The sequence below is a fragment of the Pseudomonas sp. GW704-F2 genome, from assembly GCF_059423025.1.
In genome coordinates this window covers 217,460-236,669 of the sequence record NZ_JBWKXO010000003.1, presented here as the reverse complement: position 1 = coordinate 236,669, position 19,210 = coordinate 217,460, and the positions used below count along the sequence as shown (strand labels likewise).

Sequence of the window (19,210 nt, the reverse complement as noted above, 5' to 3'; positions counted from 1 at the left end):
CCTTATCAAAAATTTAACATTCATGGCGTATGTGAGTTGACATACGCAGCGTATGTCGTATTGTGACTGACATACGAGGCGTATGCAATGAGCCTGAGCGGTATGCTCGACCGGCTCTGTAACGCTGTCATTCAGCACAGGATACTGAGCAATGCGTGAGCAGCGCGACTTTGATATTTCACTCCGTAGCGCGGGCCAGGGCAAAACCATCGGGCTGATCGTCAACCCTGTCGCCGGCATGGGCGGGCGTGTGGGCTTGAAAGGGACCGATGGTCCCGACATTCTGCGGGAAGCGATACGCCGTGGCGCAGTGCCCGTTTCCAGCGAACGGGCTTCTATTGCGCTCAAACGCCTGGCGGCCTTGGTCACGCCATTTCAACTGATCACCGGCGCCGGGGAACTGGGTGAAGATGCGGCACGCGCCGCAGGTATCGAGCCCATTGTCGTATACACACCGTCTCCCGGATCAAGCCGGCCAGATGACACTCGCAATGCTGCGCTGGTCATGGCGTATGCCTCGGTCGATCTGATTCTTTTCGCCGGGGGTGACGGTACTGCGCGCGATGTGCTGGGCGTGGTCAACGACCGGGTCCCCATTCTCGGGATCCCGACCGGCGTAAAAATGTACTCCGCGGTGTTCGGGACCAATTCTGATAACGCCGGAAATCTTGCCGCACGCGTCATTGCCGGCGAGTCTTCGGTGCGCTTTCGCGAAGCCGAGGTCATGGATATCGACGAAGCCGCCATGCGCAACGATCAGGTTTCGGCGCGGCTCTATGGCTACGCCCGCAGCCCCCACGAACGGCACTTGGTGCAAAACGCCAAGGCCGGCTCCGTTCTCAATGAAAACCTGGCGCTCGACGCTGTCGCCCGGCAGGTCGTCCGCCAGATGAAAGCTGGCTGGCTTTATCTGCTGGGCCCCGGCACCACGACGCGGCGGATAATGACCGAACTCGGCCTGCCGTCGACTCTGCTCGGCGTCGACGCGGTCATGGACGGCGCGTTGGTTGGCGCCGACCTCAACGAGCAGGCGTTGATCCATCTAATCGAAGGTCAAGAAACCCGCATCATCGTCGGTGTGCTTGGTGGTCATGGCAGCTTGTTCGGACGCGGCAATCAGCAGATCAGTGCCGAGGTGATCCGCCGGACCGGGCGCGAAAACATCATCGTGATCACCTCAATGGACAAGTTGATTTCCCTCGACGCCGGCTGCCTGCGCGTCGACACCGGTGACGCTGAAGTCGACGCCATGCTCAGCGGCCATATACGCGTGCATACAGGACCCGACCGGTCCGTCTTTTTCAGGGTTCGATCCTGATCATTTGTTCCATCCAAAAAACGAGGATAACCCCATGAGTAATCATGTCGCCCACCCCTACATGGCGAACTCCGTTCCCGCACTCAAGCAGGAAATGCTCGATTCGATCGGTGTCGGCAGCATCGAGGAATTGTTCCAGCAAATCCCCGAGGCCCACCGCCTGCAACGTCCGATCGATTTGCCGCCGACACTGAACGAGAGCGAACTGCGTCGGCATCTGGTCAGTACGCTGTCGAAGAACAGGACATGCGAACAGAACCTCAACTTTCTGGGCGCCGGCTGCTGGCAGCATCACGTCCCTGCAGCGTGCGACGAGGTTGTGCGCCGCAACGAGTGGCTGACGTCGGTATTCGGCGAGCCGAGTTCCGACCATGGCCGCAACCAGGCCTGGTTTGAGTTCTGCAGCCAGCTAGGCGAGCTGCTGAACATGGACCTGGTCGGACTGCCAGTGCGCAGCTGGGGCTGCGCCGCCGGTCACGCCATTCGCATGGCCACGCGCATCACCGGACGCAACGAGGTGGCGGTGGTCCGCGCCATCGACCCGGAGCGGCTGTCGATCATTCGCAACTACTGCGAACCGGTCGACATGCCGAGCCACATTGTCGTCCGGCTGGTCGACTATGACCCGGCCACAGGACTGCTGGATCTCGATCACCTTCGTGCCTCGATCGGCGAGCAAACGGCGGCCTTGTATTTCGAAACCCCGTCCTACTTCGGTGTGATCGAACAGCAAGGCGCCGAAATTGCCGCTATTGCCCATGCTGTCGGTGCCGAAGTGATCGTTGGTGTCGACCCGATCTCGCTGGGCGTGCTGGCCGCGCCGATCGATTTCGGCGCGGACATCGTGGTCGGTACCACGCAGCCGCTCGGGGTGCATATGAATTGCGGTGGCGGCGTCAGCGGTTTTATTGCCACCCGCGACGAAGAACTCTACGCCCACCAGTACCCGACCCTGTTCATCAGCATCGCCGAAACCACCAAGCCCGGCGAATACGGTTTTGGCCTCAGCCTGTTCGAGCAATCGTCCTACGGCCTGCGCGACAAAGGCAACGATTGGACCGGTCACTCGGTGTACATGTGGGCCATCGCCAATGCCGTGTACATGGCAATGATGGGCCCCCAAGGCTTTGAAGACGTGGGCAATGCCATCCTGCAGCGGGCTCACTATGCCGCAAAGTTGCTGGCTGACATTCCAGGTGTCCGCGTGACGTTTCCAGGCGGCTTCTTCAAGGAGTTCGTGGTGAATTTCGACGCCACCGGACTCAGCGTGAAGGACATCAACAAGCGGCTTCTCGCCCTCGGGATCTTCGGCGGCAAGGACCTGACCCAGGACTTCCCGGAGCTGGGCGCCAGCGCCCTTTATTGCGTCACCGAGATTCACACGCAAGCCGATCTCGAGCGTCTGACCGCAGCACTCAAAAAGGTAATCGCACAATGAGCACAACACTCAAGGAATACCACGCTCCCATCTGGAGCGAGCCGGTCATTCTGGAGATGGGCTATCCCGGCCGTCGCGGCGTGATTTTTTCTGACGTGGAAGCCGAGGTGCAAGCCGCTGTCGGCAGTGGCCACGGCTTGATTCCAGCGAACATGCGCCGCACGCGCAAACCGGCATTGCCGGAAATGTCGGAGCCCGAGGTTCTGTATCACTATCTGCGCTTGTCGCAGCAGACGCTGGGCATGATGAATATCAGCCTGTTCGGCACATGCACCATGAAGTACAACGCGCAGATAAACGAGGCGATGGCCTGGCGCCCGGAAATCACCCACGTACATCCGTATCAGGACGAAGACACCCTGCAAGGCGCACTGGAAGTGATGCATGGCATGGACACGATTTTGCGCGAATTGTCCGGGATGGATCAGTTCATCTTCCAGGCGGGTGGCGGTGCCGACGCGGCCTACACCAACTGCGCCGTGACCCGTGCCTACCACGCGTCCCGTGGCGAACTGGCGCAACGGGACGAGATCATCACCACGATCCAGACCCACCCGAGCAGTGCCGCCACAGCCGCGGCCGCCGGGTTCAAGGTCATCACGCTGATGATCGAGGAGAACGGTTACCCCTCGCTCGAATCACTCAAGGCCGCCGTGTCCGATCGCACCGCAGCGCTGATGGTCAACAACCCGGATGACATGGGCGTGTACAACCCGGAAATCCGCGAGTGGGTGCGGGTGGTGCATGAGGCGGGTGGTCTGTGCTTCTACGACCACGCCAACTTTAACGGTGCGATGACCAAGATTCGTGCTCGCGAACTCGGCTTCGATGCGTGCATGTTCATGCTGCACAAGACATTCGGCGCACCGAAAAGTGGGGTAGGGGGCCCGGCAGTTGGGGCCTATGGTTGTTCGGCGGAACTCGCGCCGTTCCTGCCGGCACCGGTGGTGGCGTTCGATGGTGAGCGCTACAGCCTTGATTACGATCGTCCGCAGAGCGCTGGCAAGATCCGTGAGTTCTGGGGCAACGTTCCCGTCATCCTCAAGGCGTATGCGTGGTCGCGCGCCATGGGCGCGCAAGGCATGGCCGAAGCGTCCGACATCTCGGTTCTGGCCAACAACTACATGGAAAAAGGCCTGCTGGCGATACGCGGCGTAACCCGTTCCCATCCCGAGGCCACCAGTCCGCGGATGGAGATGACACGCTACAGTCTTGAGCAACTCAAGGAAGACACTGGGGTAGACGTCCACGATGTGCAGAATCGCATGAGCGATTTCGGCATTGATCCGATGTGGAGCAGTCATCACCCGTGGTTGGTGCCGGAGCCTTTCACGCCCGAGGCGGGCGAAATGTATGGCAAGGAAGCGTTGGATACCTGGATCGCAGTGCTTGCGCACATCTCCGGCGAAGCCTATTCGAATCCGGAGATCGTCAAGACGTCGCCGCATAACCAGGCGATCCACCGGTTGAAGGCTGCACCGCTGGAAGATCCACTACGCTGGGCGATGACCTGGCGCTCGTACCTGCGCAAAAACAACAAGCAGACCGCCTGAGCCGTTACAACGTCCCCGTCGATGAGGCGGGGACGTTATCGAAGCCTGGGCAGAGCTAACAATCAGCCATCGGAGGTTGCCAGCATCGCTACACGACTGGTGACTTCCCCACAGGAAAACGTCATGTCGATTTTCGAAACGGGCCTGGCGCCCTCGTCAGTCAACCATATTGCCCTCTCGCCACTGAGCTTCATCGAGCGTACGGCCTCTGTCTACGGTCAGTATCCAGCGGTGATCCACGGCGCTGTGCGGCGCAACTGGCAACAAACCTATGAGCGCTGCCGACGCCTGGCCAGTGCGCTCAGCCGGCGGGGCATAGGCAAGGGCGATACGGTGGCGGTCATGCTGCCCAACATCCCGGCGATGCTCGAAGCGCACTTCGGTGTGCCGATGACCGGCGCGATCCTCAATACTCTGAATGTGCGTCTGGATGCGCAGGCCATTGCCTTCATGCTGGAGCACGGCGAGGCCAAGGTGTTGATCACCGACCGTGAGTTCCACGCGGTGATCCGTGAGGCCTTGAGCGGGCTTTCCAATCCGCCGCTGGTGGTGGATGTGAACGATCCGGAGTACGGCGAAGGCAGTGCCGTCAGCGCGCTGGACTACGAAGCGTTCCTCGCTGAGGGCGACCCGCAGTTCGCCTGGCAATGGCCCGAGGACGAGTGGCAAGCTATTGCCCTCAACTACACCTCCGGCACCACCGGTAATCCAAAGGGCGTGATTTATCACCACCGCGGCGCCTACCTCAATGCCCTGGGCAATCAGATGACCTGGGCCATGGGTAATCACCCGGTTTACCTCTGGACGTTGCCGATGTTCCACTGCAATGGCTGGTGCTATCCGTGGACCGTCACCGCGTTGGCGGGTACTCACGTGTTCCTGCGACGGGTCGACCCGCAAAAAATTCTCACACTGATTCACGAGCATCAGATCAGCCATTTGTGTGGTGCGCCGATTGTCCTCAATGCACTGGTCAACCTGCCGGACTCGGCCAAGACCGCCATCGATCATCCGGTCAATGCCATGGTCGCGGGTGCTGCACCGCCGGCCAAGGTCATTGGTGCGGTCGAGGAAATGGGCATCAAGATCACGCACGTCTATGGCTTGACCGAGGTCTACGGCCCGGTGACGGTTTGCGCCTGGCATGCGCACTGGGATGAACAGCCGCTGAGCGAGCGCGCGAAGATCAAATCACGCCAGGGCGTACGCTACCCGACTCTAGAGGGGCTGATGGTCGCCAACCCGCAAACCCTGGAACCCGTGCCTTGCGACGGCACCAGCCTGGGTGAAATTTTCATGCGCGGTAATACGGTGATGAAGGGATATCTGAAAAACGCCGAAGCCACGATCGAAGCCTTCAAAGGAGGCTGGTTCCACACCGGCGACCTGGCGGTGCGCCACCCCGACGGCTATGTCGAAATCAAGGATCGTCTCAAGGACATCATCATCTCCGGCGGCGAAAACATCTCCACCATCGAACTCGAAGACGTTCTCTATCGCCACCCTGCGGTACTGGAAGCGGCGGTAGTTGCACGTCCGGACGAAAGATGGGGCGAAACACCCTGCGCGTACATCATGCTCAAAGTCGATCATGAGGACACCCGCGAGGCCGACGTCATTCAGTTCTGTCGTGAACATCTGGCCGGTTTCAAGCTACCCAAGACCGTGGTGTTCGGCGAGCTGCCGAAGACCTCGACGGGCAAGATCCAGAAGTATTTGCTGCGGGACCGAGCCAAGGCACTCTGACAAAAACGCCCCATGGAAACACCTGCGTGGATCGTATGTTGCCCATAGGCGGGATTGGCCCACCCCGGTATGGCACCGGGGGAGGGCCGGGGATATGCCAGCTCGGTCCACAGGGTTCCGTCGGGGAAACCCCGCTATCGTTCAGCAGCAATCAGGTAACGCCACTGGCGGATCTTGTAGTGATCGAGCAGGGGATGTCGGTAAGATGCTGATTGCTCAACAACTACAACACTGCGGCTTGCAACCCGCCAACCTATGCGTGGAAGTGACCGAGGGTGTGTTGCTGAGCGACAGTCTTGGGGCCGAGCAAGCCATCCGGGATTTGCACGCATTAGGGATACGACTGGCCATTGATGACTTTGGCACAGGCTATTCCAGCCTTGGGTATTTACGGCACCTGCCAATCAGCGAGCTGAACGCATAGGCCCGATCGGCCTCTGAGGGTCGGGATCAGCAAACCGACTGCACACCGTAAACACATGTTTGAGGCTGCTTTCAGTGGTCGTATAAACCAGGGTCGTCGAAATCCAAATAGTCCTGGGCATCCTGACGTTTTAACAGGTACGGCTCGCGATTGAAGCAAAGTGGAAATGGACAGCTCACGAACATATCTGACATAGCACATAATTTAACATAATATACATTATGCGAACCTACATATGCAGAACTGTGGGCCTGTTGTGGTCAGATTTTATGCCTGGCGCTGCCTCTCGCCCTCAGACCTGAGGCCCAACAGGCCGAAAAAACAAACCCTCCATTTCACTTGCTCGCTTGCAACCCCGTTTTTCATTCTTCAGGATAACGTCCCATTCCAACGTTTGAATAAGGTTCTTCCCATGAAGCTACTGCGCATCTGGCGCGATCGTCAGGAACGCAAAGCGCTGCGTGCACTGCCGAAGCTTGAGCGTGCAACACAAAAACTGCGCAACCGTTATCCGCAATTCAGCTTTGGAATTGGCACCTATGGCGATCTCAAGGTACATGACTGGCATGAAGGAACCACATTGCGTGTAGGCGCTTATACGTCGATTGCCGGTAACGTCGAAGTCTATCTGGGCGGTCATCATCGCGTCGACTGGCTAAGCTGTTATCCGTTTCCCGCCAAGGTCGAAGAAGTTGCCTACATCACTGACTTCGGCGGCAGCAATGGCGACGTCGTGATCGGCAATGATTGCTGGATCAGTTCCCATGCAAAGATTCTTTCGGGTATCACCATTGGCGATGGCGCCGTTGTGGCGGCCGGTGCGCTGGTGACCAAAGATGTCGCGCCCTATTCCATAGTAGGCGGAAATCCCGCCAAGTTTATCCGTTGGCGTTTTGATGAGCCTGTTCGCCAGGTCTTGGAAGAATCCGCCTGGTGGTATTGGCCTGAGACCGAGGTACGTAGCGTTGCACATCTGCTGTGCTCCTCTGATATCGAGCCGTTTATCGAGTACTTAAAACAACGCCAGTAAACGGGAAGAATATAGCTCGACTAAATGACTATTTAGTTGAGCTATTAATATGCTCCTTCATCCCTTCCTACCTACTCTACAACTAAGAAAGGTCTGAAGTAGCCAGAAACTTACGCGTAAGTTTCAACTTTCGCCTTTTGCAAACCCGAATAACATCCGTGGCGAGTCCACTAGCAGCGCACGCATAAGCTCCGTCGAGCACTCCAGTGCTTGAAGTTGATCGATCACCGTATCGAAACCGACGCCTTCTTCATGTTGCGTGTGCGGCCAGTCGCTGCCCCACACCAAACGGCGACGGCCGAAGCTCTGCTCCAGCAGCGGTAACGCCATCCGGGCAAACTCGAGGTTCTGTTGTGGCGTACCTTCCAGTCGATAGATACCGGACACCTTCATCCACACTTGCCCGCTCAGCCCCAGTTCCAGCACCTCGGAATAACCTGGCTGATCAAGGCCAAAACGCGCGTCCGGACGCCCCAAGTGATCGATGACGAGTTTGATCCCAAACGGCATCAGTTGACGAATCAGTTTCGGTAAATCCTCCACCTGGCGGTGCAACTCCACGTGCCAGTCCAGTTCAGCGATGTGGCCGAAGAAGTCCTTCCAGGCAGCGTCGTGAAAGTCAGGCAAGGCTTTGCCCATGAGGTTCAAGCGAATGCCGACCACGCCCAGCCGAGCCATGTCGTTCAACATGACGCGGCTGACACCTCGCTCCAGCACCACCACCCCTCGCAATCGCTCCGGCACCTGCCTCAGCGCCGCCAGCAGGTAGTTATTGTCGGTGCCGAGAAAACTCGGCTGCACCAATACACCATGACTCAGGCCATGGGCTTGCAAGTGCTTCAGATACTGCGCAAGTGTGGCGTCGTAGCCAGGGGTATAGCGTCGTGCAGCGGCCAGGTTCAGCTCGCGGCTGAACACATGAGCGTGGGAGTCGATGCCGGTGATCGGCGCAGGACAGGTATCAGGCATGGATTTCATCTATCGAAGGTAATGGTCATCAGGCCCGGGCGGTCTCGTTGCCGTCGACCGTGGTTTGCACCGGTGCAGTCGATGCCACGAGACTGCGCCCACGGGTTTCCGGCAGGCAAAGTGCCGCGATCACCGCCACACCGTAGGCGACCCCTGCGTCGATGCCAATTGCAGACCCCAAGGACATGGAGTCGCTCATGTGGCCGACCAGGAACGGGAACACCGCGGAAAGCACTCGGCCAAAGTTGTAGCAGAAACCGACACCGGCGCCGCGCACGTCCGCTGGATACAACTCGTTGAACAGCGCACCAAGACTCGCCGGAATGCCAGCCGCGAAGAAGCCGAGCGGAAACCCCAGGAACAGCATCTGGGTATTGGTCAGCGGCAGGAACACATAGCACTGCACGGTGACGACACAGCACAACGCAAACAACACGATGTTTTTGCGACGGCCAATACGGTCGATCAAAAATCCGCTGACCACACAGCCACACCAGAAGGCGAAGATAATCACCGCCAGGTAGCCGCCAGAGTTCAGCACCGACAGGTTGCGCTCTGTCTTGAGGAACGTCGGCAGCCAGGTCATCACTGCGTGGTAGCCGCCGTGCGCGCCGAGGCCCAACAGACCACCGAACAGCGTCACGCGGATGAGTTCAGGGCGGAAAATGCCGGCCAGCGATTTGAAGAAACTTTGCGGGATGGCGTTTTCTTTTTGCAGGCGCTGGAAGCTGTCGGGCTCCTCAACGTTGCGACGTACCCAGATGATCAGGAACGACGGCAGCAATCCGACCAGGAACATCACACGCCAGGCCATGTCCTGGGGTACAAAGGAGTAAATCAGCGTAAACACCCCTACCGCCAGCCCCCAACCTACGGCCCAGGCGCTTTGCACCGTTCCCATGACCTTGCCGCGATATTGAGGGTTGATTGTCTCAGCCATCAGCACTGCGCCGGCAGCCCATTCGCCACCGATGCCGAAACCCTGGAGCGCTTTGACGATCAAGAGCTGATTGAATCCCGTCACGAACGCGGACAGAAAGGTGAAGACCGAGAACCACAAAATCATCCACTGAAGTGTGCGTACCCGGCCGTAGCGGTCGGACAACGTCCCCCCTACCCAGCCACCAATGGCTGAAGTGACCAGGGTGACACCACTGATCAGCCCGGCGTCGCCCTTGGTCAGGGCGAACGCGGCGATCAACGCCGGAATCGCCAGGCCGAACATTTGTACTTCCAGCGCATCGAGCGACCATCCGCCGAAGCAGGCCCAAAACGTCTTGCGCTCCCGAGGAGTGACTTGGCGATACCAGCTAAACATGATTCTTATCCTTATAGGTGGAACGTGAGGCAGCCGAGAGCGAACCGCGCCGCTACGAGGCCAGTCAGAACAGACAAAACGATCAAACCAGCGGCGACCGACTCGCCGCTGAACGAAACGCTACCCAGGCACGGGTCAGCGAATATCCACGCGGTAACGGAAGTGCTCGGCATGCCCGCGAGAACGACGCCACTCCAGCGGTGTACCGGCGTAATCACGCGCCAGCCTCTCGATCACCACCACCGGGCTGTTGACCGGGACTTGCAGCAATCGCGCGTACACGTCATTCACCGACTCAGCGGTCAGCGTTTCTTCGGCCGAGGCGACGACCTGACCGCAGACCTCTTCATAGATCGGATACAACAACGGCCCTTTGCTACTCAGGTCGATCTCCAGCAGCGGCTGAAATCGATTGCGGGGTAACCAGATTTCTTCGGCGAGCACCGGCTGAACATCAAGCAGACGCACACGAACAATGCGGATCACCGGCGCGTCGAGTGGCAGCCCCAACGCCTGGGCCACCGCCGAGGGCGCGGCCACCGGTTCGATCGACAGGATGCGACTCTCTGGCACCCGACGCTCGCCGGCAGCGGTTTGAAAACGGAAGAATCGGAACAGCGAAGATTGGAACTGAGGCCGGCGAATGAAAGTGCCTCGACCTTGCTGACGTTCCAGGATACCTTCACTGACCAATGCATCGACCGCTTTGCGCACGGTGCCAGTAGACAGTTGGTATTCCGCTGAAAGCGCAGCTTCGGTGGGAATCGCTTCCCCCGGACGCCAGCGATTGTTGGCGATCTGTTCAGCCAAATGGTCACGCAGGCGTTGGTAAAGCGGCAAGCGAACATCACTGGAAAGAGAACTCATCGACTTTGTTCACCTTGTTATCTAGTCATATATATGAATATGGAGGCGAGTATTTCCCCATACAGCTTCGCTGTCAATAAGGGGCAAGGCACTTTGCTGACGAATGGCGGGGCCAAGCCGTAGCCAATCTGCGTCAGTTCGACTCGGAAATCCTCACCGTTGTCTCCCCTGCCCTCACCGCAGACTAAGCACCCATTAGCCGCCACTACTCACTGGACAATAAGCCTTCGGTGAGCATCGATACTGCTTGCTCCGGCGAAGTCAGCGCGGTGTCTATGCAAAACGGCGCTTCGGCCCACGCTTCATATTCGTGATCCAACACAGATTGCCAGGTTGCTGGAATCAACCCGGGAATATCACCCAGCCTCGTTTCTATGCGGCGCCGATGTTCGTTTTTATCCGAACAAATCACTTCAATATTTACCAACCGAACACCCGCTTTTGAGGCGGCTTCGTTCCACGCCATTCGGCTTTCGATGACTGGATTTACGCAATCAACGATGACCATACGGCCTAGACGAAGATTACTCAGGGCGAGTTCATTCGCGACCATGTAGCCACTGCGCCCCACGTCTTGCGCAAGAGCACCGGAGTTTCGAATCGCTTGTTCGATCGTATCGATCCGCAGGTAGAGGGCGCCTGTCGTAGCGACGAGGGCCTTGGCGATAGTGGTTTTTCCAGTGCCCGGAAGGCCGCTGAATACGATAAGCATTGTCTGTCCTTGGAAGAGTGCGAACACAATGTACCTTGTCACGTCGGTCATCAGATCACCGTTTAAGTTATGCCTCCCACAAGAAATCTGACGCCTCCATCATTCCTCCATGGTTCCTCCCATAAAACCCAACATTCTTTGCGCACAATCAGCATCTCTAAAGTCATCGCCGATTAAGCGGTGGGCGCTTGGATGACTAACTGACGGCCTGAAAAAGATGCTCCAAGGGTGCCTCAGCAACCCCATGCTTCAATCCCGGCCAGATCAGCCCCCTGCTTCAAATTCAAACTGAATGGCAAAATAAGGAGTGGCTATGTCTTTTAATATTGGGCTCAGCGGGCTGTATGCGGCCAACAAACAGTTGGATGTCACTGGCAATAACATCGCCAACGTCGCCACCACCGGTTTCAAATCATCCCGTGCAGAATTTGCTGATATCTATGCGGCTGCCAAGCTGGGTACTGGGCACAATGCTATCGGTAATGGTGTGAACCTGTCCGCTGTGTCCCAGCAGTTCACTCAAGGCGATGTCAACGGCAGTGGCGGCACACTGGATATGGCGATCCAAGGCGGTGGTTTTTTTGTGCAGAAAGGCAGCGACGGCTCTCTGCAGTACACCCGGAACGGTGCCTTCAGCGCAGACAAAGATGGCTACATCACCAACAATACGGGCACCTCACGCCTGCAAGGCTACGCCGCAGACGCCGACGGCAAGATCATCAAGGGCGGGTTGACCGACCTGCGGCTGAACCTGTCGAACTTGCCGCCAAAGGCTTCCAGCAAGGTGGACTCCACCAGCAACCTGAACGCGTCTGCGCCGGCGATCAACCAAGCCACCAAGCCGTTCGACCCAACCGACACCAGCAGCTTCACGACCCAATACAGCACCACCTTGTACGACACCCAAGGCAACTCGCACGCTATGGTGCAGTACATGGTGAAGACGGACGCCAATAAATGGATGTCTTACACCCTGATCGATGGGCGAAACCCAGACGGTACGGCAATCAGTGGCATTGCCGGTGTCGCGCCGAGGGGTTCCCTTTTGACATTTGATACGTCGGGCACTCTTTCGACTATCACGATCCCCCCCTCCGCAACGTCCAATACCACCCTGACGATTACCGACTGGAAGCCGGGCGCACTGGAAAACGGAGCGTGGAAATATAACGGCGCTGCCGCCAACCCGGCCGGCGTTGCCATCAACATGGCCAACATTACACAGTACAACTCAGCCAGCTATCGCAACCCACCGATCACCGATGGTTACGCGACGGGGCAAATCACCGGCCTGAAAATCGACGGTAGCGGTGTGATGTTCGCCACGTTCAGCAACCAGCAAAGTAAAGCGATCGGCCAGCTATCGCTGGCCAGTTTCAACAACGAGCAAGGCCTGCAGCCGGCAGGCGGCACTGCCTGGAAGGAAACCTTCGCGTCAGGCCAGCCGGGTTATGACGTCCCTCAGGCCGGAACACTGGGATCGATCGTCGCCAATGCTCTGGAGAACTCCAACGTTAACCTGACCACCGAGTTGGTGAACCTGATCAAGGCCCAGAGCAACTACCAGGCAAACGCCAAGACGATTTCGACCGAAAGCACCATCAACAAGACGTTACTCCAGATGACGTGAGGCTCGTTCGGAAGTCAATTGTGTTTGCCCTCCCCGACAAATCCTAACCACGCAAAACGGCCGCCAAGGAGATTTGGATGCTTCCTGCACTGTATGTCGCAAAAACGGGGCTTTCTGCCCAGGACACTAACCTAACCACTATTTCCAACAATCTGGCGAACGTCTCGACTACCGGCTTCAAACGTGATCGCGCCGAGTTTCAAGACCTTGTCTATCAGATCAAACGACAGCCAGGCGCACAGTCAACCCAGAACAGTGCATTGCCCTCTGGCCTGCAACTAGGCACCGGGGTGCATGTCGTCGGCACCCAGAAAAACTTCTCTGCCGGCAGCCTGCAAACGACCGGTCAACCTTTGGACCTGGCGCTGAACGGCCGTGGTTTTTTCCAGATACTGCAACCCGACGGCAGCCTTTCCTACACTAGGGACGGCACGTTCCACTTAAATGCAAACGGTCAGATCGTCACAGCGAATGGGTTCGCCCTGGAACCGGCGATCGTTGTTCCCAACAACGCCCAGACATTCACCGTGGGCCAGGACGGGACTGTATCGATCACTGTCGCCGGCAGCCCTGCCTCGCAGGTGATTGGCAATCTGCAGATAGCCGATTTCATTAATCCGGCAGGCTTGCAAGCACAAGGCGCCAACCTCTTTTTGGAAACCGCCGCCAGCGGGGCTCCTCAAGTCGGCACTCCAGGAGTCAATGGTATCGGCACAACATTGCAGAGCACCTTGGAAACCTCAAACGTGAGTACCGTTGAAGAGATGGTCAACATGATCACCACTCAACGAGCCTATGAAATGAACTCCAAAGTTGTCTCTACCGCAAAAGAGATGCTAGGCAACCTTACAAAGAGTCTTTGATTGAGTAACGAGACAGCACCGATTCAATGCTGCCATGACGACTGTCACGATCGTATATCCCTAGCCGCCAGCCTACCAAACAGCCAAACCTCATCCCTCAGCCATCACGAATTGCCGATGGCTGCTGGCGTTAGGATTGAGTCGAGTTGTCTAAATCAGCGGTGATGCTCAGAGCCGAAATCGATCCACCGACTGCGACAATTTCCCCGCCAATGCAGACAACTCGTCCGTCGTCGAGGCTGTCGTGCCGATCACCTGGCTGTTGCGCTGCGACATGCTGGCAATCATCTCCACTTGATGGGCAATTTCGTTACTGGCCAGGCTTTGCTCGCTGATGGTGCGGGAGATGTCGTTGACCAACTCAGTGGTGTTGAGGGTGGCCTGGAGAATCTCGCGGATGGCGCGCTCGACTTCGGCGGTCACGGCCATGCCCTTGTCCACTTGTGTGACGCCCTCCTCCATGCTGGTCACCGCTTCGCGGGTGTTTTGCTGGATACGGCCGACCATGCTGGCAATTTCCTGGGTCGAGGCGCTGGTGCGTCCGGCCAGGCTGCGCACTTCATCGGCGACTACCGCAAAACCGCGCCCCTGTTCACCGGCGCGGGCGGCTTCGATCGCGGCATTCAGGGCCAGCAGATTGGTTTGATCGGCAATGCCCTTGATGACCTGGATAATGCTGAAGATTGCCTCGGACTCCTTGTCCAGCGTGCGGATGACGTGAGCCGACTGCTGCGCTGAACGGGCAATGCCGGCCATGTCACTGACCACTTGGTGGATCACCCGACCGCCGTCCTTGGCCAAGGCTTCTGCCTGGTTGGCCATGTTCAGTGCGCGCGCCGCATGTTGGGTGATTTCCTCGATACTGGCGGTCATTTCACTGGCCGCCGCCGCCATGGTGCTGGCGGCGCTACTTTGCTGCTGACTGCTGCCCGCCACCTCATGGCAACCCTGGCTCAGTTGCTCGCTCATGCCATTGACGCCATGGGCATTGCTGCGCACCACTTCGATCATGCCGCGCAGGTCCCGCTGCATGGTGCCGAGGCTGCGTATCAGCGCGCTGGCCTCGTCCTTGCGCTGGGGCTCGACAATCGGTTCGCTCAAATTGCCACGGGCGATGCTGTCGGCGATGCGGCTTGCGGCCTGCAACGGCCCCATGATGCTCCGCGAAACCCAGCGGCCCTGCGCCAGGAGCAGCAGCAGGCTCGCAATCAACACCACGCCCAAGGTGAAGTTGGCGTTGCTGATGGTTTGTCGGGTACCGATGCTGGTTTGCTGCGTATTGTTTTCGATCAGCTCGCTGAGGCTCGCCATCTGACCTTCCAACTGGCTGAAGGCTGTATTGAAGGTCTCCAGTTCGCCGCGAGCGGCCTCCGGGTTGTCCAGCGCGAGTGCCGTAATGCGTTCAGCAGCGCTGATATAGGTATCCAGGCTGGGTTTGATTTTTTCCAGGCTGGTCTTGAGCGTGTCGCCCAGCGGCAGCTTGAGGTTGTCCTCCAGCACCTGGCGAAAGTGCTCGGCATGCTCCTTGAGCGAGTTGCCGACCTCGGCCTTGGTGCTGGTGCTTTTACCCAACCCGACCAACATCGCCGACAACACATCGGCGCGCAGGGCGTCGTGCATCATGTCGGCTTCCATGTGGTTGCGCAGCACCGTCATGCTGATCTCGTTATCCTGCACGGCATCGGCCATCCGGACGTTTCCCAGGTAACCGGCCAGGCTCATGATCAAAGCTGTGAGCAACCCGGTCGCAATCAATAGCCACAAGCGTAATTTGATCGTCATGCTGGTCATCCCCGTAGCCTGGACAGCCGGTTGGGAACCCAACCGCTAGAGCGTCACTGATACTGTTATCGGCATAGGCTCCCTGTTATTGAAGCTCAATTGCGCAGATCTGCGCAGATAAACTCAAAGCCTTGCCCGCCTTGTTTGCGCGGGGGCGGTTCTTTAAGCTGACCGACCTTTGCTTCACCCGGAACTGCCCATGCCTAAACGTATCGCCCGCCTTGCTTTGCTGCTAGGTCTGATCACGGCCGTCGGCCCCTTCGCCATCGATATCTACCTGCCGGCGCTGCCGACCCTGGGCGCCAGCCTGCAGGCCTCGCCGGCAGCGGTGCAGATGAGCCTCACGGTGTTCTTCATGATCATCGGCGTCTGCCAGCTGTTTTATGGCCCGATCAGCGATGTGTTCGGGCGCAAGCCGCCGATCTATGCCGGGTTGGTGATCTTCGCCGTGGGCAGTATCGGCTGCGCCCTGGCGCCGAGCATCGAAGTGCTGATTGGTTTTCGCGCCGTGCAGGCGTTCGGCGCATGCGCGGGGATGGTGATTCCCCGGGCGATTGTGCGTGACCTGTATACCGGCCATGAAGCGGCACGCCTGATGGCTTTGCTGATGTTGGTGATGAGTGTGTCGCCGATCCTCGCGCCATTGGCCGGTAGCCTGGTGATTGCGCTCTGGAGTTGGCGCGAGGTGTTTGCCGTGCTGGCGGTGGTGGCCGTGTTGTGCCTGGGCATGACCATCGTGCAATTGCCTGAAACCCACCCCGCCGAGCGCCGACTGGGCAAGACCCTGGGGCATGCATTCAGCAGTTATGGGGCGTTGTTGCGCGACCCGGTGTTCATCGGTTTATCGGTGGTGTGCGGGTTCGGCCTGGCAACGTTCTTTGTGTTTATCGGCAGCGCGCCGTTCGTATACATCGAGTACTTCGGGTTGACCCCGACCCAATTCAGCCTGTGCTTTGCGCTGAACGCGGCGTCATTTTTTGCCATGAGCCAGCTCACCGCCCGCCTGAGCGCACGCTTCGGGCTGGCACCGCTGATTCGCTGGTCGGTGGTGGGCGTGGCGGCGGTCATGGTGGTGTTGGCCGCCACCACGCTGTGGGGCAATCACCTGGCCTTGATGATGACACTGCTGTTTATCGGTTTCGGGTTTCTCGGTTTGCTGTTACCGGCGGCCGGTGTGTTGTCCCTGGAGGATCATGGTGCGGTGGCGGGTTCCGCGTCGGCACTGCTCGGCGCGATCCAGATGATCACGGCCGCGGTCTCCATGACCCTGGTGGGAATCTTCGCCGATCACACCCCGGCGCCGATGTTGGTTGGCATCGCCTTGTGTGCGGTCGCGGCGATGCTCACCACGTTGTGGACCTTGCGCCGTTTACCGGCGCACCTGCTGCCCGGCGCCCCGCCTTCCTCCTGAGCCATGCCCGAGGATGGAACGCGGCGGCCGCGCTCGCCAGCGGCTACAGGTCAAACCGATCCACCGCGCGCCGGCGCTCATTGTCGTCGCGCATGTCATAGCTGGCGGTGGTCTGGATATTGGTGTGGTGCGCAAGTTTTTGTGCAATCGACAGGTCATGTTCCTCGATCACCCGCGTGATGAAAGACCGCCGGAAATCATGGGGCATGATCGTCACCCCGACTTGCTGACCGCGCTGGCGGGCGATGTAGTAAATCGCATGCTTGGTGATGCGTTCGCGGGTGATGTGGCTACCCCGGCGGATGCGGTTGAACAGGAACGCATCGTCTGGCTCGCCTTCCTTGAGCTGTTCGCGCCGGAATTCGAGCCAGGCCTGTAATTTGGCGAAGGCCCAGCCCGGCGCGTACTTGATCAGTTCCTTGTTGCCCTTGCCGATCACGCGCAGGCTGCGCTCGCCAAAGTTGATCTGCGCCAGGTCGAGGTTGACCGACTCCGACTTGCGCATGCCTGAGCCATACAAGATGCTGATCACTGCAGCATCGCGCAGGCCCTGGGGGCGCGGATCGGCAGCGCACACATCCATCATTTCGCGGATCAACGTGCGACGCAGGTTGCGCCCCTGGCTCAGGCGTGTGCCGGGCGCAGCCTTGACCGTGCGGATTTTCAGCAGGTGTTCCTGGCTGATCAGACTCATGCGCCAGGCTTCGTTCATGACCCCGCGCACAGCGTTGACATACAGCGATGAGGTATTGGGCGCGTAGCCGTCCTCGCGCAAGGCCGCAACCAGCGCGATCACCTGTTCGGGTTGCAGCAGGTGCCAGTCGATCTCCTCAAGGTTGATGTCCTCGAAGCCCAGGCGGTCGGCGGCATCCTGCAGCACGTAACGCATGGTCAGTTGGCTGGAGGGCGCCAGGCGGGTGAGGTAGAGGGTCAGAGGGTTGCGGATAGACTCAGTCAAGGTAGATCAGCCTTTGGATTAAATACCTCGAGTAACCAATTGTTTATTCGAGGTATTTATTAAATTGGCGACGGCCGAGTCTAACGCACGATCGGCCCTGGCGCCAAATCACGGGGCGCTCTCTTCGTCCTCGGTCGGCTCCTGGGGCGGGGTCTGCGCCTGGCCCCATTCAGCATCCTGTTTCTGCATCAGCGCGAACCAGTGCTGACGCATGAACGTCAGGTAGGCCTCCGGCGCCTTGGCAAAGTCTTTCTCGTCGCTGTAGCAACCCGGCAAAGGCAACTCGGTGCCCTGCTCCTTGTACTGGCTGACCAACGCTTGTTGCCCGGCGACGCTGCAATCCCTGGGCAGCGGCATGCCACGCAGTGCCCCGGCCTCTTCGTCCCACCAGGCGGCGCCGACCCGGTCGACCCCGCGCAGGCGGTACTTCTGCGCCTTGCCGACATGCATGATCAGTTTGAATTCATTGGGGCTGACATCACTGGTGCAGGTACGCGTGTAACCCACCGTAGCCTGGGTGGTGCCGTCGCCGGCAAGGTCGGTGACTTTGGTCGCCGCCATGTCGAAGCGCAGCGCGGCATCGAATTCACAGTGCTGCACGTCGTCGTAGAGCATCCACATGCGCTTGGGGCGGTCACCGTCGATCAGATACTGGGCCGCGTAGACAAACGCCGACTGGGTGCCGTCATCCTCGCGTTCGCTGATTTGCTCGGCCAACACCAGCAGGTTCTTGCCCTGGCGGTCGTCCCAGGTGTAGGCGGCAACTTCCTTGCCGCGCACTTCAACCCCTTCCGGCAGTTGGACCACCGTGGTCAGCGCCACTGCGTCATCGGCGCATGCGGTGGTGACGCAGGCTGCGCTCATCAACAATCCCATCAACACCGGCCGCCATTGGCCGCCTAAACGCTGCACGCTATTCATCCGAGTACCCTGGCAAGAGATGGCTTACTTTACCGGCACTTGAGGCGCAATGCAGAGAAGATTCTTCAATAAACACACGTAGCAGACACTGCCGCCACGCACCACGCAGATCCGCGCCTACTCAGTGGAGCCCGGCGCCATGTAAAACGTTCCTATTACGCTAAATAAACAACGCCCTCAGTGCCTTAGTTGTGTAGCTGAACCCTAGCTGTCTACCTGTCAAATAAACGAGTTTTTCATACGGCTTTCATATTCGTTGAACATTTTTAC

Annotated in this window: 16 protein-coding genes and 1 pseudogene; 9 read left to right on the top strand and 8 right to left on the bottom strand. The window is 58.7% G+C overall.

The window, feature by feature from the left end; translation table 11 throughout:
- Positions 1–151 precede the first annotated feature (151 nt).
- The 6 genes from AC07W0_RS04495 to AC07W0_RS04470 all read left to right on the top strand — a co-directional run bounded on the left by AC07W0_RS04495 (position 152) and on the right by AC07W0_RS04470 (position 7,509).
- Positions 152–1,318 (top strand): ATP-NAD kinase family protein, encoded by a 1,167-nt coding sequence (locus AC07W0_RS04495; protein WP_017849123.1) that lies wholly within the window; start codon positions 152–154, stop codon positions 1,316–1,318.
- A 34-nt stretch (positions 1,319–1,352) separates the two neighbouring features.
- Positions 1,353–2,756 (top strand): aminomethyl-transferring glycine dehydrogenase subunit GcvPA, encoded by a 1,404-nt coding sequence (gene gcvPA / locus AC07W0_RS04490; protein WP_102617098.1) that lies wholly within the window; start codon positions 1,353–1,355, stop codon positions 2,754–2,756.
- Positions 2,753–4,309, top strand: coding sequence for an aminomethyl-transferring glycine dehydrogenase subunit GcvPB (gene gcvPB, locus AC07W0_RS04485; RefSeq protein WP_102617097.1), 1,557 nt, complete (start codon positions 2,753–2,755; stop codon positions 4,307–4,309). The genes gcvPA and gcvPB overlap by 4 nt, the downstream gene beginning before the upstream one ends.
- Positions 4,310–4,432: 123 nt before the next feature.
- Positions 4,433–6,055, top strand: coding sequence for an acyl-CoA synthetase (locus tag AC07W0_RS04480; protein ID WP_017849126.1), 1,623 nt, complete (start codon positions 4,433–4,435; stop codon positions 6,053–6,055).
- A 205-nt stretch (positions 6,056–6,260) separates the two neighbouring features.
- Positions 6,261–6,479: an EAL domain-containing protein gene (locus tag AC07W0_RS04475; RefSeq protein ID WP_017849127.1), complete on the top strand. Its 219-nt coding sequence runs from the start codon at positions 6,261–6,263 to the stop codon at positions 6,477–6,479.
- Positions 6,480–6,891: 412 nt separating this feature from the next.
- Complete coding sequence (locus AC07W0_RS04470) at positions 6,892–7,509, top strand: CatB-related O-acetyltransferase (protein WP_017846222.1); 618 nt, start codon at positions 6,892–6,894, stop codon at positions 7,507–7,509.
- Positions 7,510–7,632: 123 nt separating this feature from the next.
- On the opposite strand, the gene AC07W0_RS04465 is transcribed toward AC07W0_RS04470, so the two are convergent.
- The 4 genes from AC07W0_RS04465 to AC07W0_RS04450 form a co-directional block, all read right to left on the bottom strand.
- A complete protein-coding gene (locus tag AC07W0_RS04465; protein ID WP_102617095.1) occupies positions 7,633–8,478 on the bottom strand; it encodes an amidohydrolase family protein in 846 nt (281 codons plus the stop codon).
- Between the two features lie 28 nt (positions 8,479–8,506).
- Entirely contained in the window at positions 8,507–9,796 is a 1,290-nt protein-coding gene (locus tag AC07W0_RS04460) for an MFS transporter (protein WP_046489496.1), read from the bottom strand.
- A gap of 135 nt (positions 9,797–9,931) precedes the next feature.
- Positions 9,932–10,663: a GntR family transcriptional regulator gene (locus AC07W0_RS04455; RefSeq protein WP_017846225.1), complete on the bottom strand. Its 732-nt coding sequence runs from the start codon at positions 10,661–10,663 to the stop codon at positions 9,932–9,934.
- 205 nt (positions 10,664–10,868) lie between these two features.
- Entirely contained in the window at positions 10,869–11,375 is a 507-nt protein-coding gene (locus AC07W0_RS04450; RefSeq protein ID WP_026139931.1) for a P-loop nucleotide/nucleoside kinase family protein, read from the bottom strand.
- Between the two features lie 313 nt (positions 11,376–11,688).
- On the opposite strand from AC07W0_RS04450, the gene flgE reads away from it, so the two are divergent.
- Both flgE and flgG read left to right on the top strand, forming a co-directional pair.
- The gene (gene flgE / locus AC07W0_RS04445; RefSeq protein ID WP_017846227.1) at positions 11,689–13,005 is read left to right on the top strand and encodes a flagellar hook protein FlgE; all 1,317 of its coding nucleotides are present in this window, start codon (positions 11,689–11,691) and stop codon (positions 13,003–13,005) included.
- 77 nt (positions 13,006–13,082) lie between these two features.
- Positions 13,083–13,868, top strand: a complete 786-nt coding sequence (gene flgG, locus AC07W0_RS04440; protein WP_057004138.1) for a flagellar basal-body rod protein FlgG — start codon at positions 13,083–13,085, stop codon at positions 13,866–13,868.
- A gap of 168 nt (positions 13,869–14,036) precedes the next feature.
- Here flgG and AC07W0_RS04435 read toward each other — a convergent pair whose 3' ends face one another.
- A complete protein-coding gene (locus AC07W0_RS04435; protein ID WP_370737550.1) occupies positions 14,037–14,762 on the bottom strand; it encodes a methyl-accepting chemotaxis protein in 726 nt (241 codons plus the stop codon).
- A gap of 132 nt (positions 14,763–14,894) precedes the next feature.
- Positions 14,895–15,650: pseudogene (locus AC07W0_RS04430) on the bottom strand (MCP four helix bundle domain-containing protein); the annotation flags it as partial.
- A 199-nt stretch (positions 15,651–15,849) separates the two neighbouring features.
- On the opposite strand from AC07W0_RS04430, the gene AC07W0_RS04425 reads away from it, so the two are divergent.
- Complete coding sequence (locus AC07W0_RS04425) at positions 15,850–17,061, top strand: multidrug effflux MFS transporter (protein ID WP_102617094.1); 1,212 nt, start codon at positions 15,850–15,852, stop codon at positions 17,059–17,061.
- A gap of 43 nt (positions 17,062–17,104) precedes the next feature.
- Here the strand turns inward: AC07W0_RS04425 and AC07W0_RS04420 are convergent, their stop codons facing one another.
- Both AC07W0_RS04420 and AC07W0_RS04415 read right to left on the bottom strand, forming a co-directional pair.
- The gene (locus AC07W0_RS04420; protein ID WP_046489493.1) at positions 17,105–18,019 is read right to left on the bottom strand and encodes a site-specific integrase; all 915 of its coding nucleotides are present in this window, start codon (positions 18,017–18,019) and stop codon (positions 17,105–17,107) included.
- Positions 18,020–18,127: 108 nt separating this feature from the next.
- Positions 18,128–18,940 carry a M949_RS01915 family surface polysaccharide biosynthesis protein gene (locus AC07W0_RS04415; protein ID WP_102617093.1) on the bottom strand — a complete coding sequence of 271 codons (813 nt, stop codon included), beginning with the start codon at positions 18,938–18,940 and terminating at the stop codon, positions 18,128–18,130.
- Positions 18,941–19,210: the final 270 nt, after the last annotated feature.